We start from the raw sequence: 14,696 nt of genomic DNA on the forward strand, positions 1-14,696 counted from the left end.
TAGGCCGCCCCCAAGTCGGTGTGGGCCGACGCCCACGACCTTGAATTTTGTTTTTGAAGCCGCCGTTGCCGCGGCCTCCGGCAATTCAGGAAACCAATTTCTTCCCGTATTCAAACAGCGCCCCGAGCAACGCGATCTTCTCCGCATCCCCTTCATACAAGTTATAGAGCGATTCAAGCTCTAAAATGTACGCCTGAACACGCTCATCGGTGAGCTTCGTCTGTCGATGCTCCATCCAGCGCTTTTGCTCGGCGTCAGTCAGCGTCGCAGGATAATTCCGGGCTCTGAACCGGAACAACAGCGGTTCGATGCGTGAATCATTAAACGTCAGATCCAGCGCCGGAAGATTCTCCGGGCGTGTCTCCAGGATAATCCGCATTGCGGCGCGATCGGCGTCGCTGAAGAAACCGTCGTACAGGCGGGCATCGACATCCTCGGACGCGGTAAACGGCTCGGCTTCGGCATACATCGTCACCACTTTTCCGCGCACCTGCGGGTTCTGCCGCAATATCTGGAGATTCTCCAGACAACGCTGGCGGTCAATGCCCAGACGCTCGGCGTTTTCCGGTAACAACGTTTTTGCCGGTGCCAGCACCGGACATTTATTGACGTGAACCAGCTTGATCGGCAGCGGAGATTCCCCGGCCTGCAAACTGTCGCGGCGGCTGTACAAACGCTCGCGCATCTGATCCGGGTCGAGATCCAACAGCGTGGACATATCGCCCGCCAGATCGCACATGATCACCGCGTTCTTATTTTCAGGATGCCACGCCAGCGGCGCGACCCACGCGGTATTGCCGCGCGCCGCGCCGAACATGCCGGAGACATGGACCAGCGGTGCCATCGCCGGAATATCAATCAGCGTATTCAGTTTGTGCTTGCTGCGGTGTTCGAGAAGGAAACTGAACAGGCGCGGTTGTGCCTGCTTCACCAATTTTGCCATGGCAATCGTGGCGTAAACGTCGGCCATCGCGTCGTGGGCATTTTCATGTTCGATGCCGTTGGCTTTGGTCAGATGTTCAAGGCGGAAACTCGGGAAACCGTCGTCGTTTTCCGGCCAGTTAATGCCTTCCGGGCGCAGGGCGTAACAGGCGCGCATCACATCCAGCAAATCCCAGCGGGAATTGCCGTTTTGCCAGCTGTAGGCGTAAGGGTCGTAAAAGTTGCGATAAAGGATATTGCGGCTGACTTCGTCGTCGAAACGGATATTGTTGTAACCGACAATGCAGGTGCCCGGCACGCTAAATGCTTTATGGATCTGCGCGGTAAACTCGGCTTCGATCACGCCGCGTTCCAGCGCAATTTGAGGTGTAATACCGGTGATCATCACCGCTTCCGGTTCCGGCAGGTAATCATCAGAAGGGCGGCAATAAATCACTAACGGTTCTTCGATGATAGTGAAATCTTCGTCGGTTCTCACCCCGGCAAACTGCGCCGGGCGATCCAGCGCCGGATTTTTACCGAATGTCTCGTAATCGTGAAAGTAGAAGGTTTTTTGCGGCTTGTCTGACATTACGAAGATAACCTTATCAGTGCGGAAATAGGGGCGAAACGAAGACTAGGATACCATCCGGCGCAGTGAAGTCATGACAAAATCCGTGGTGCTGCGGGATAACGTCCAAAACGCCGCAAAAATCAGTATCAATCCGCCAAAACCCTGACTAAAGCAGGGTGATCACCTTGGGTAACTCGGCTAGACTTAACGCCTTCTTTGAATTTTCGCCTTACGGCAGGCTACACGTGCGTCTCGACAAGAAAATTTCTCCGCTGGATAACGTCATTTACCGTAACTACCGCATTACACATGCGCTGCGCATTGCGCTGGCGTTTATTCTGACATTCCTGATCGTCCGTCTGACTGAGATCCCCGAAGGCACCTGGCCGCTGATTACGCTGGTGGTGGTCATGGGGCCGATTTCGTTCTGGGGAAATGTGGTTCAGCGCGTGCTGGAGCGTATTACCGGTACGGTGCTCGGGTCGGTTTCCGGCCTGATTGCGCTGTGGCTGGAGCTTTATTCGTTCCCGGTGATGCTGGTCTGGTGCGGCATCGTGATGTTTGTCAGCGGGTATCTGACGCTCGGCAAACGTCCGTACATGGCGCTTTTAATCGGCATTACGCTGGCGGTGGTGTGCGGCGCAGGGCCGGGTGATATGAAGATGGCGCTGTGGCGTTCCGGGGATGTGATTTTCGGCTCCCTGCTGGCGCTGCTGTTTGCCAGTATTTACCCGCAGCGCGCCTTTATTCACTGGCGTATGCAGATGGCCGATTACCTGATGTCGCTGAACAAACTCTACAGCGCGTGGCTGTCGCCCAACATGCTGGAGCGCCCGCATCTGCACGGCAAAATGAAAAGTACGATGGGCCAGATGGTGAAAATGCGTTCGCTGTTTGCGCCGGCCAGCAAGGAATCGCATGTCCCGCGCGAGGCGTTTGACGCCATCCAGACGCTCAGCCGTAACCTGTTGTGCACGCTGGAACTGCTGGCCGATGCGTACTGGAGTTCGCGCGAAAGTCATTATCTGATGCTCAATGCCCGCACGTTGCGCAGTGCACAGCTGCTGATGCTCAGTACGCTGGAAAAGCTCAGCCTGATGTTGCTCAACGGTACGCGGGGCGACGAGCTGAAAATCAATCATGAGCTGAATGAATCAGCAGAAGAACTGAAAGCGCTGCTGGTCGAGATGAACGCCGCCAACCATCTGGAAGCGCAGGTCTACGGTTACGTCTGGCTGAGCACGCAGGTGGCGGAACAACTGAGGTCAATGGGCGACCTGATCACCATGGTGATGCAAAAAGAAGAAGCTCAAAATATCAGCGGTAAAACGTCGAAAGCATGAAGGGATTTTTGTCTGTGGCCTAAAACGGGTAAGATGGGCCCATTGGACGATTATCTGAGCGTACTGCCCGATTTTTGCTACGCTAGCTGTTGCGTCAAGTCGGGTTGCGGCAAATCAGTCACTGAATCTGTGTAACTTAATCGAAGGTGTTAAAATGGACAATATCAATAAGCCGAGTTTCCAGGACGTTCTGGAGTTTGTGCGTGTTTTCCGTCGTAAGAACAAATTACAACGCGAAATTGCTGATAACGAAAAGAAAATCCGTGACAACCAGAAACGTGTTCTGCTGCTCGACAACCTGGGTGAATACATCAAACCAGGCATGAGCATCGACGAAATTCAGGCGATCATTGCTAACATGCGCGGCGACTATGAAGATCGCGTTGATGACTACATCATCCGCAACGCTGACCTGTCGAAAGAACGTCGTGAATTGTCCAAAAAGCTGAAAGCAATGGGCGAAATCAAAGCCAACGAAGCCAAATAATTTCGTTGTGACCTAAAATAAAAAACCGGGTTTATGCCCGGTTTTTTTACGTCTGTCATCCGGATTAACTCAGCGTCCGCACCGGGTTTCCGGCGAGAAATGCCTGAATGTCTTCGACGGCTTCACGGAAATACGCCTGATAGTTGCCGTCGGAAACGTAGCCCAGATGCGGCGTCGCCAGCACGTTGGGCAGTGTTCTGAACGGATCGGCGGGTGGCAGCGGTTCGGTTTCGAAAACGTCCAGCCCGGCTCCGGCAATCTGCCCGGTTTGCAGCGCGTGCAGCAGGGCGCTCTGGTCGACAATCGCGGCGCGCGAGGTATTGATCAGCAGCGCGTCAGGCTTCATCAGCGCCAGTTCAGGCGCGCCGAGCAGCCCACGCGTGCGCCCGCTCAGCACCAGATGGACTGACACCACGTCGCTGGTTTTCAGCAAGGCTTCTTTCGATGCCGCCAGTTCCACGCGATGTTCAGCGGCGCGTTCAACGGTCAGGTTCTGGCTCCAGGCACTGACTTCCATCCCGAATGCCTGCGCAATCAGCGCCACTTTTTGCCCGATTTTACCCAATCCCAGCAGGCCGAGGCGTTTGCCACTCAGCCCGTTGCCGACCGTACTTTGCCACGGTCCGTTCTGGCGCAGCGCGTTGTTTTCCGTCACCAGATGCCTCGCCAGCCCGAGGATCAGCGCCCAGGTCAGCTCGACCGGTGCCGTCGAACCGCTGCCGGTGCCGCAAACCGTCACGCCATGTTCACGGGCGGCGGCCAGATCGACCGACGCATTGCGCATTCCCGAAGTGATCAGCAGTTTGAGTTTCGGCAGACGAGCAAACAGCGCCGCGCTGAACGGCGTGCGTTCGCGCATGATCACCACAATCTCTGCGTCCTGTAACTGCGCGACCAGCTCGTCTTCATCACTGATATGTTGCGTCAGTGCGCGGCATTCCACCTGCGGCGCGAGCGCCTGCCAGCCGGCCAGAGACAGCGCGACGTTTTGGTAATCATCCAGGATCCGACATTGCAAGGGCATGGAACTTCCTCATCTGTAAAAAAGAGATAAAGAGGTATAGCACTGAATTTGCAGGGAGGTGAAGCAGGGCAGAAATATCCGCCCGGTGAGGGCGGTTATTGATAACGGCTTAATGCAGATGCGAAAGGCTGGCGGCGCTGATGCGCAGGCCGTCTTCACTGAATACCATGCAGCGCTGGGCGTCGAACCAGGTCGTCAGGCTCTGATACGGATTAAAGGCCATATCGCCCGGCAGCAGCATTTTAAAACCGTCGGTGCCGTAACACTGGCCGAACAGATACGTGCTGTTGCCCAGACGCTCAACCACCTCGCAGTTAAATTCCAGCTGATTTTCGGTTTCATGGGAAAGCAGATGTTCCGGGCGAATGCCGAGCGTCACTTTGTCACCCGCCGCCAGTTCGGTTGTGTTCAGCGCCAGCGTTAAGGTTTTCTCCGGCGTCAGGCGCACGTCAAGCCGGTCGGGCTGCCAGCCCAGCACTTCGGCAGGCAGGAAATTCATTTTTGGCGACCCGATAAAACCGGCCACAAACTGATTCACCGGGTTGTAATACAAATCCATCGGCGCGCCTGTTTGCTCGACTTTACCGTAATTCATCACCACGATTTTATCGGCCAGCGTCATGGCCTCGGTCTGATCGTGCGTCACGTAAACCATGGTGGTTTTCAGTTCCTGATGCAGCTTGGAAATGTGCAGACGCATATCAACACGCAGCTCGGCATCAAGATTGGAAAGCGGCTCATCGAACATAAAGACCTGCGGATTACGCACAATCGCGCGGCCGATGGCGGTGCGCTGACGCTGACCGCCGGAAAGCTGTTTCGGTTTTCTGTCCAGCAGATGGGAAAGCTGCAAGGTTTTGGCGACCATTTCCACCTGATGGCGGATTTCGTCTTTCGGCACACCGTTCACTTTCAGGCCGTAACCCATGTTCTCGGCAATCGTCATGTGCGGGTACAGTGCGTAGGACTGAAACACCATCGCCACGCCACGGCGCGACGGGTCAACGTCATTCACCCGCTGCTCGCCGATATACACATCCCCTTCCGTTATCTCTTCCAGCCCGGCAATCATGCGCAGCAATGTGGATTTTCCGCAGCCGGATGGCCCGACGAACACCGTAAATTCGCCGTCTTCTATATCAATATTGATGCCATGCAACGTCACCGTTTTATCGAAACGCTTAACCACATTTTTAAGCCTGATGCTGGACATGTTTGACCTCGTAATAAATTCATACCGCTGATATTTCGGACTATAACCACCTTGTGTAAACGTTTGCACGGGCGGGTTCGAATTTTGCAGTTGCGATCACACAATACACATCTTTTGGTAGTGATTTACGGGTTATAAGTCTAACGTGTAACACGATATTTATGACGACATTAATCACTTTGTATTCAGCATTTAAAGGGTTTGTATCGCTGGGTGTTGATTGGGTGTCGTTGTTATACACACAAAAATGTTATACCTTCACATCCAGGAGCAACAATGAAAATTACACACCTTACTGCCTTGGTACTGATGTCATTAAGTCTGAGCAGCCAGGCCGTGCGGGCAGCCGAAGGACAGTTACTTGTCTGGGAAGATATTAAGAAATCTTCGGGCATTTCCGATGCCGTCAAAGACTTTGAGAAAGAGAACAACGTCAAAGTTGTGGTGCAGGAAACGCCGTATGCACAGCAGACCGAAAAACTGCGTCTCGACGGCCCGGCGGGCATCGGCCCCGACGTGGTGGTGATCCCGAACGACCAGCTTGGCACCGCGGTAGTACAGGGTTTACTGGCACCGCTGACGCTCGACAAAGCGTTCACCGACAGCTTTACGCCGTCGGCTATCCACGCGTTCCAGCTCAAAGGCCACACCTATGGCGTGCCGAAAGCCGTCGAAACGCTGGTGCTGATTTACAACAAAGATTTGCTGCCGGAAGCCCCGGCGACGCTCGACGAGTATTACACCTTCTCGAAAGCGGAAAGGGCGAAAGGCAAATACGGCCTGCTCGCCAAATTTGACGAAGTGTATTACGCCTACGGCGCGATGGCCTCAATGGGCGGGTACATCTTCGGCAAAGATGCGAAAGGGGAAATCAACGTCGCGGATATCGGCCTGAACAAACCGGGCAGCATCGAAGCCGTGACGTACCTGAAAAAATTCTATGCCGACGGTTTATTCCCGGCGGGGATCACCGGTGACAACGGACTGAACGCCATCGATTCCCTGTTTACTGAGAAGAAAGCCGCCGCCGTGATCACCGGCCCGTGGGCGTTCCAGCCGTACGAAGCCGCAGGCATCAACTATGGCGTGAAAGCGTTGCCGCTGTTGCCGAACGGCAAACCGATGAGCTCATTCCTGGGCGTTAAAGGGTATGCGGTATCGACGTACAGCAAACAAAAACCGCTGGCGGAGAAATTCATCACCTTCATCAACCAGCCGAAATACGCCAAGGTGCGCTACGAAGTGACCAAGGAAATTCCGGCACTGACGGCGCTGGTGAATGATCCGATGATCAAAAATGACGAGAAAGCCAATGCGGTGGCCGAGCAGTCAACCCGCGCCACGGCGATGCCGGGCGTGCCTGAAATGCAGGAAGTCTGGGGCCCGGCGAACAACGGGATCCAGCTGGGCGTAACCGGCAAACAGCCGGTGGACGCGGCGCTCAATGATGCAGTGAAAAATATCCAGATGCAGATCGAAGCCGCGAAAGCCAGCAACGAGTGACCGGCGATTAGCAGCATCTGAAACGGCAGTACGTCTGAAAAGAGGGAGTGATTTCACTCCCTCACAGTGAAAGGAATATCTTTGTGTCTATGCGTCTTCATGAGGAAAACCAGGAGCCACTGTCTGCCCGCCATCACGCGCCGGTGGCACTGGCTTTGGCATTCATTCCCGGTTTCGGCCAGTTCTATAACCGGCAATGGGCCAAGGGAATTCTGTTTTTTATCATTCTGTTTTGTTTCGTTGGCGTTTTTTATGATTTCCTGCAACAGGGCATGTGGGGGCTTTATACGCTCGGGGAAGAAGTCCCGCGCGATAACTCGATATTCCTGCTGGCGAAGGGCATTATCAGCGTATTAATCGGCGCGTTCGGTGCAGGCTTTTATTACTGGAGCCTGCGGGATGCATGGAGTAACGGAAAACGCCGCGATGCGGGCATGGAATTACCCAGCGTCAGAAAGCAATATCATTTGCTGCTACGCGAGGGTTTCCCGTATTTAATGATTACGCCCGGTTTTATTCTGCTGGTCTTCGTGGTGGTGTTCCCGATTATCTTCGGCTTCTCCATTGCCTTTACCAATTATAATTTATATCACACGCCGCCGGCTAAATTAGTGGACTGGGTGGGATTCAAAAACTTCATTAATATCTTCACGCTTAATATCTGGCGTTCAACGCTGCTTGACGTTTTACAGTGGACCGTCGTCTGGACCGTGCTGGCGACCACGCTGCAATGCACCGTTGGCGTGATGCTGGCGATTCTGGTGAACCAGAAAGACCTGCGCTTCAAGGCACTCATCCGCACCGTGCTTATTCTGCCGTGGGCGGTACCGGGCTTCGTCACCATTCTGGTCTTCGCCGGGATGTTCAACGACTCCTTTGGCGTGATTAACAACGGGATACTGGCGGCGTTAGGGATTGAACCGAAAGCGTGGATGACGGATCCGTTCTGGACCAAAACCGCCTTGATCATGATGCAGACCTGGCTCGGCTTCCCGTTTGTCTTTGCCATGACCACCGGCGTATTACAGGCGATCCCCAATGACCTGTACGAAGCCGCGACCATGGACGGCGCCAGCACCTGGAAGAAATTAAAAACCATTACGCTGCCGCTGGTGTTGTATTCCATTGCGCCGATTATTATCACGCAATACACCTTCAACTTTAATAACTTCAATATTATCTATCTATTTAATAACGGCGGCCCGGCCGTGGCGGGATCGAATGCAGGCGGAACGGATATTCTGGTGTCGTGGATTTATAAACTCACCATGTCTTCCTCGCAATATGCGATTGCCGCGACCATTACGATTTTGCTGTCGATATTTGTTGTCGGTATTGCGCTGTGGCAATTCCGTTCAACCAATTCATTTAAACAAGATGATATGGCGTAAGCGGGAGCAAACTGATGAATAAGAACAGCAGTATTAAAAGAAACCGGTTTATCCGCCTGTCGCTGAGTTATTTCCTGTTGCTGATTGTGGCGGTCATTATTATTTATCCGCTGATCTGGACCGTCGGCGCGTCGCTGAATGCGGGCAACAGCCTGCTCAGCACGTCGATTATCCCGGAAAACCTCTCTTTCCAGCATTACAAAGACCTGTTCAACGGCCAGGTGAATTACATGGCGTGGTACTGGAACTCGATGAAAATCAGTTTCCTCACCATGATCCTGACGCTGATTTGCGTCAGCTTCACCGCCTATTCCTTCTCACGTTTTCGTTTCAAAGGGCGTAAAGACGGGCTGATGCTGTTTCTGTTATTGCAGATGATCCCGCAGTTTTCGGCGCTGATCGCCATCTTTGTGCTGGCGCAACTGCTCGGCCTGATCAACAGCCATCTGGCGCTGGTGCTGATTTACGTCGGCGGCATGATCCCGATGAATACCTACCTGATGAAAGGGTATCTGGACGCCATTCCGAAAGATCTGGATGAATCGGCACGCATGGACGGTGCGGGGAATTTCCGCATATTCATCGAAATCATCATGCCGCTGTCGAAGCCGATTCTGGCGGTGATTGCGCTGTTTTCCTTCACCGGGCCGCTGGGCGATTTCATCCTCTCCAGCACCATTTTGCGTACGCCGGATAAATACACGCTGCCGATCGGCCTCTACAACCTGGTCGCCCAAAAAATGGGCGCGAGCTACACCACCTACGCGGCGGGTGCGGTGCTGATTGCCGTACCGGTGGCGATTTTCTATCTCGCCTTACAAAAATACTTCGTCTCCGGCCTCACGGCTGGCAGCACCAAAGGATAATCACATGACTCTCTTTACTCAGACGATTTTCACAAAAAGCGCCGTGGCCTGCGTGCTGCTGGCGATGTCATTTTCCTGCGTGGCGCAGGACATCAACATCAAAAAAGTCGCCAACGTACCGGCGGATTTCATCAAGGGCGCGGATATCTCCACGCTGATTGATGTGGAAAAACACGGCGGCAAGTTTTACGACCAGAACCATAAGCAGACCGACGCGATGGTGATCCTCAGACAGAACGGATTTAACTACGTGCGTCTGCGGTTGTGGGTCGATCCGAAAGATGTGCAGGGGCATCCGTACGGCGGTGGCAATAACGATCTGGCGACCACGCTGGAACTGGCGAAACGCGCCAAAGCGCAGGGTTTTAAAATCCTGCTCGATTTCCATTACAGCGATTTCTGGACCGATCCCGGCAAACAGTTCAAGCCGAAAGCCTGGGAAAAAATGGACTATCCGCAGCTGAAAACCGCCATTCATGATTACAGCCGCGACGTGATTGCGCAGTTCCGCCAGCAGGGCGTTGTGCCGGATATGGTGCAGGTCGGCAATGAAATGAACAGCGGCATTTTATGGCCGGAAGGCAAAAGCTGGGGCGCGGGCGGCGGCGAATTTGACCGTCTGGCCGGGCTGCTGAACGCGGCGATTTCCGGCGTCCGGGCCGATGAGAAAAACCCGTCTGACATCAAAATCATGCTGCATCTGGCCGAAGGCACCAAGAACGACACCTTCCGCTGGTGGTTCGATGAAATCAATCAGCGCAAAGTGCCTTACGACGTTATCGGCCTCTCGTTTTACACCTACTGGAATGGCCCGATTTCCGCGTTGCAGGCCAACATGGACGACATCAGCAAACGCTACAACAAAGACGTGATCGTCGTCGAAGTGGCGTACGGCTACACCCTTGAAAACTGCGACGCCGCGGAGAACAGTTTCACCGCCAAAGAGGCCAAAGACGGTGGCTATCCGGGCACCGTGCAGGGGCAGGCCGATTTCCTCAGCGACATGATCAAAAGCCTGGTAGCCGTGCCGGATCATCGCGGCAAAGGCCTGTTCTACTGGGAACCGACGTGGATCCCGGTTAACGGCGCAGGCTGGGCCACACCGGCGGGCATGACCTACATCAACGACCACTGGAAAGAGGGCAATGCCCGCGAAAATCAGGCGCTGTTTAGCTGCGACGGTCAGGTTCTTCCTTCCATTAAGGTCTTCAACTGATTCCCTTTTCCCCGGTCAATTTGGCCGGGGAGTTTATTTCTTAAAGTTCGTAAGGATACAACATGACGAAATTTCCTCTTCTGAGCAGTAAGATTTCCGGCCTGCTCCACGGCGCGGATTACAACCCGGAACAGTGGCTGCAAAGCCCGGAAGTACTGATTCGCGATGTCGAAATGATGAAAGAGGCGCGCTGTAATGTCATGTCTGTCGGGATTTTCAGCTGGTCAGCGCTGGAACCCGAAGAAGGACGTTATACCTTTGACTGGATGGATCAGGTGCTGGATCGTTTGCATGAAAACGGTATTTCGGTGTTTCTCGCCACGCCAAGCGGTGCGCGTCCGGCGTGGATGTCGCAAAAATACCCTGAAGTGTTACGCGTCGGGCGCGACCGCGTAAAAGCGCTCCACGGTGGGCGGCATAACCACTGCATGACCTCGCCGGTGTACCGCGAGAAAGTGCAGCAGATGAACACGGCGCTGGCAAAACGTTATGCACATCATCCGGCGGTCATCGGCTGGCATATTTCCAACGAATACGGCGGCGAATGCCATTGCGAATTGTGCCAGGAACGGTTCCGTGGCTGGGTGAAAGCCCGATATGAAACCCTCGACGCGCTGAACAACGCCTGGTGGAGCACCTTCTGGAGCCACACCTTTACCGACTGGTCGCAGATCGAATCGCCTTCACCGCAGGGCGAAACCGGGGTGCATGGTCTGAATCTCGACTGGCGCCGGTTTAATACCGACCAGGTGACACGCTTTTACAGTGATGAAGTCCGGCCGCTGAAAGCCGAAAACCCGGCCTTACCGGCGACCACCAATTTCATGGAATATTTCTACGACTACGATTACTGGAAACTCGCCAGCGTGCTGGATTTCATTTCGTGGGACAGCTACCCGATGTGGCACACGCGCAAAGACGATATCGGGCTGGCGGCGTACACCGCGATGTATCACGACCTGATGCGCACGCTCAAAAAAGGCCAGCCGTTTGTGCTGATGGAATCGACGCCAAGCTTCACCAACTGGCAGCCGACCAGCAAACTAAAAAAACCGGGAATGCACATTTTGTCTTCCTTACAGGCTGTCGCGCACGGTGCGGATGCTGTGCAGTATTTCCAGTGGCGCAAAAGCCGCGGCTCTTCCGAGAAATTCCACGGCGCCGTGGTCGATCACGTCGGGCACATTAATACCCGCGTGGGCCGCGAAGTGGCGGAACTTGGCACCATTCTCTCGGCCTTAGCGCCGGTCGCGGGCAGCCGCGTGGAAGCCAAAGTGGCGATTATTTTCGACTGGGAAAGCCGCTGGGCGATGGACGATGCGATGGGGCCGCGCAACGCCGGATTGCATTATGAAAATACCGTCGCCGCGCATTATCAGGCGCTGTGGGCGCAGGGCATTGCGGTTGACGTGATTAACGCTGACGGTGAACTGGACGGTTACGACTTAGTCATCGCACCGATGCTGTACATGGTGCGCGAAGGCGTCGGCGAGCGGATCAGCGCCTTTGTGCAGGCAGGCGGGCGCTTCGTCGCCACGTACTGGAGCGGCATCGTCAATGAAACGGATTTGTGTTTCCTCAACGGATTCCCTGGGCCATTGCGTCCTGTGCTGGGCATATGGGCGGAAGAAATCGACAGCCTGACTGACGCACAGCACAACAGCGTTTGCGGCATTACAGGCAACGCGCTGGGGCTGAACGGGCCGTATCAGGTTTCCGAATTGTGCGAAGTGATCCACCTCGAAGGCGCGGCAGCGCTGGCAACCTACGGTGATGATTTTTACGCCGGTACGCCTGCGGTGACCGTGAATCTGTACGGCAAAGGGCAGGCGTACTATGTGGCATCGCGCAACGATCAACAGTTCCAGGCGGATTTCTTTACCGCGCTGGCGAAAGAGATGAACCTGCCGCGCGCCATCAGCACGACGCTGCCGGAAGGCGTCACCGCCGCGCGGCGGACCGACGGCGAGAGTGAATTCATCTTCCTGCAAAACTATTGCAACGACAGCCAGACCGTCAGTTTGCCGGATGATTATCAGGACATGGTTCACGGCGGAATATTGCCGCATAAATTAACGTTACCGGCATTCGGTTGCCAGATCCTGACGCGTAAAGTTTCCCGATAATTTTTTAACACGAACGTGCAGCGGGGAATATTCCCTTCTGCACGTTTTTTCATTTCTGAAAGAGGGTGATCATCATGGTGAATATTAAAGATTTCATGCACGTCTTTTCCGTAAAGAATAAAAACCCTAAAGATGACGTTCCGCCGTCAACCGACGTGGCGTTATTAATTGATGCACTGGGCGGACGCGAGAATATTATTAACGTCGATGCCTGTATCACGCGACTGCGCGTCACGGTGAAAGAACTCAGGCGGGTTAACTCCGGCGCTATCCAGCAGACGGGCGCGATTGGCGTGGTGATCATCGGGCAGGAAGTCCATGCGATATTCGGTAAACAGTCCGACAGCCTGAAAAAGTTAATGACTGAGAAGTTTGGTTTAAAAAGTCAGTGAAGCTATTTCTGTTTTGATGTGACGTTGTTTAATTCATGCAGATAATGGAAATAAAATAAAGGCAGCCCGACACCAGGCTGCCTTTATTGTTTACTGCTTTATTTTAAATAATAATGATGCTGCTGTGCGGGTACAAAAACGTCACGATCCCCTACAAGAGAAAATGCGTTAAACCCTGAGCGTTTATTACAATGAGGTTATTTATTATTAAATAAAACTTCTTACTTCTTTTCCCTTAGGTTATTGGCATTGCAGCTTCAAGAACGAAGGAAATTTACCACCAGGCTTCTACCTGCACACCAAAGTTCCACGTATCGGATTTGGTATGATCTTCAAACGTATTGCCGTGCTCTGAATCATTCAGGTAAGAGGCGAACACGCGCAGTTCCGGGCGTGACATAAACTCAGGACCGGCCGCCAGACCCATTGCCAGCGTATACTTCTGCCCGCCCTGCTTGTAGTTGGTGCCGTTCTTGTAATCGTCTTTCTGGTAGAACGTACCAACTTCACCGATGGTGCGCACGTAATCCGTCCACTGATATTGTGCACGGCCCACCAGAGAAACCAGCTCGGTGGTGTCGGTGTAATCCGTGATATTTTCCGCGTGGCCGTAAGTCAGCACATGGTTGAGGCTGAATTTGCTGGTGATCGGGATAAGACCGGTGATGATGCCGCGATAACCGCTGGCGTCGTTGGTGTAGTTCCACATGTCATACCAGCCACCGCCCTGAGAAATCATGTTCTGCGCCAGACCTTTGTTGGCGTACTGTAAAACCAGTTTGTTGTAGCCGCCCCACATATCCTGACTGATTTCACCGGTCAGCATCACGCCATTTTCCGCGTCATACAGGCCGCCGTAGTCTTTCTGATCGTGCGTCAGGTTTGGCATGGCGTAGTCGGCACCGACTTCCATCCACGCGCCGCTCCACGGTTTGATACCGGCATAACGCACGTCGATGTAGTTGATATTGACGTCGTTATCGCCGTTGACGCGGTAATCCACGTCATTGGCATCGCCACGGATCCACGCCACTGACAGCGCGCCTTCGCCCATTTTCAGGTTTTCCACCCCGGCCCCGGCACCGGAAATGTTCCAGTATTTGGTATCGATGATGTGTAAATCATGGCGCTGGTAGTAACGTTTCCCGCCCCAGATCACCGCATCTTTATCCCACGGCACCAGTCCTTTGATTTGCAGATTCAGCTGACGCAGGCCGAATTGCGCATCATCGTTGAGGGTGCTTTCGTCATCATTGGAACCGTCTGACACCATGCTGACCATGGAATCGACGTAGAAACTGACATCGTCCTTTTTGTAAACTTCACTGCCCAGTTCGACTTCGCCGTAGGTGTCATTTTCGTTGCCCAGACGACCGACTTTGTTTTTCTGAAACTGCTCCAGACTGCCGCTGCCGGAAACGCCCAGCCCGGAGCGCAGATATCCATGAAAATCAATGTCGTTTGCCACTGCCGGGCCTGCCACCAGACCAAGAGAGACCGCCACAGCCAGAGTGCGTAAGTTGTGTTTCATTATTTTTCCTTATTGATGTATGACGTTCACATTCACGAGGTCTATAAGATACCCAGAAACAATAATGATCAATTTGACACCGTGTGAAATGTGAGGGAGATCGACAAGT

General features: G+C 53.8%; 12 protein-coding genes. 8 read left to right on the top strand and 4 right to left on the bottom strand.

From position 1 onward, the window contains the following. Window positions 1-85 precede the first annotated feature (85 nt). Window positions 86-1,513, bottom strand: coding sequence for an exodeoxyribonuclease I (gene sbcB, locus BV494_RS03060; protein WP_104921520.1), 1,428 nt, complete (start codon window positions 1,511-1,513; stop codon window positions 86-88). A 227-nt stretch (window positions 1,514-1,740) separates the two neighbouring features. Here sbcB and BV494_RS03065 point away from each other — a divergent pair, with 227 nt between their 5' ends. Continuing rightward, a complete protein-coding gene (locus tag BV494_RS03065; protein ID WP_104921521.1) occupies window positions 1,741-2,838 on the top strand; it encodes an FUSC family protein in 1,098 nt (365 codons plus the stop codon). Window positions 2,839-2,992: 154 nt separating this feature from the next. Beyond that, window positions 2,993-3,325, top strand: coding sequence for a PTS system regulator TmaR (tmaR, locus tag BV494_RS03070; RefSeq protein ID WP_104921522.1), 333 nt, complete (start codon window positions 2,993-2,995; stop codon window positions 3,323-3,325). Between the two features lie 64 nt (window positions 3,326-3,389). Here the strand turns inward: tmaR and BV494_RS03075 are convergent, their stop codons facing one another. Further along, window positions 3,390-4,349: a D-2-hydroxyacid dehydrogenase family protein gene (locus BV494_RS03075; protein ID WP_104921523.1), complete on the bottom strand. Its 960-nt coding sequence runs from the start codon at window positions 4,347-4,349 to the stop codon at window positions 3,390-3,392. Between the two features lie 109 nt (window positions 4,350-4,458). After that, window positions 4,459-5,562 (bottom strand): ABC transporter ATP-binding protein, encoded by a 1,104-nt coding sequence (locus tag BV494_RS03080; protein WP_104921524.1) that lies wholly within the window; start codon window positions 5,560-5,562, stop codon window positions 4,459-4,461. A 276-nt stretch (window positions 5,563-5,838) separates the two neighbouring features. Here BV494_RS03080 and BV494_RS03085 point away from each other — a divergent pair, with 276 nt between their 5' ends. The 6 genes from BV494_RS03085 to BV494_RS03110 all read left to right on the top strand — a co-directional run bounded on the left by BV494_RS03085 (window position 5,839) and on the right by BV494_RS03110 (window position 13,056). Then, window positions 5,839-7,065 carry an extracellular solute-binding protein gene (locus BV494_RS03085; protein WP_104921525.1) on the top strand — a complete coding sequence of 409 codons (1,227 nt, stop codon included), beginning with the start codon at window positions 5,839-5,841 and terminating at the stop codon, window positions 7,063-7,065. A gap of 89 nt (window positions 7,066-7,154) precedes the next feature. Next, window positions 7,155-8,456: a carbohydrate ABC transporter permease gene (locus BV494_RS03090; RefSeq protein ID WP_192938127.1), complete on the top strand. Its 1,302-nt coding sequence runs from the start codon at window positions 7,155-7,157 to the stop codon at window positions 8,454-8,456. A gap of 14 nt (window positions 8,457-8,470) precedes the next feature. Beyond that, window positions 8,471-9,322 carry a sugar ABC transporter permease gene (locus BV494_RS03095; protein ID WP_104921527.1) on the top strand — a complete coding sequence of 284 codons (852 nt, stop codon included), beginning with the start codon at window positions 8,471-8,473 and terminating at the stop codon, window positions 9,320-9,322. 64 nt (window positions 9,323-9,386) lie between these two features. Next, on the top strand, window positions 9,387-10,538 hold the full coding sequence (locus BV494_RS03100; protein WP_226790066.1) for a glycoside hydrolase family 53 protein: 1,152 nt from the start codon (window positions 9,387-9,389) through the stop codon (window positions 10,536-10,538). 62 nt (window positions 10,539-10,600) lie between these two features. Beyond that, window positions 10,601-12,664: a beta-galactosidase gene (locus BV494_RS03105; protein ID WP_104921529.1), complete on the top strand. Its 2,064-nt coding sequence runs from the start codon at window positions 10,601-10,603 to the stop codon at window positions 12,662-12,664. Between the two features lie 74 nt (window positions 12,665-12,738). Beyond that, complete coding sequence (locus BV494_RS03110) at window positions 12,739-13,056, top strand: PTS sugar transporter subunit IIB (RefSeq protein WP_104921530.1); 318 nt, start codon at window positions 12,739-12,741, stop codon at window positions 13,054-13,056. Window positions 13,057-13,330: 274 nt separating this feature from the next. Here the strand turns inward: BV494_RS03110 and BV494_RS03115 are convergent, their stop codons facing one another. After that, complete coding sequence (locus tag BV494_RS03115; RefSeq protein WP_104921531.1) at window positions 13,331-14,587, bottom strand: maltoporin; 1,257 nt, start codon at window positions 14,585-14,587, stop codon at window positions 13,331-13,333. Between the last annotated feature and the right edge of the window lie 109 nt (window positions 14,588-14,696).

The sequence above is a fragment of the Rahnella sikkimica genome (assembly GCF_002951615.1).
GTDB lineage: Bacteria > Pseudomonadota > Gammaproteobacteria > Enterobacterales > Enterobacteriaceae > Rahnella > Rahnella sikkimica.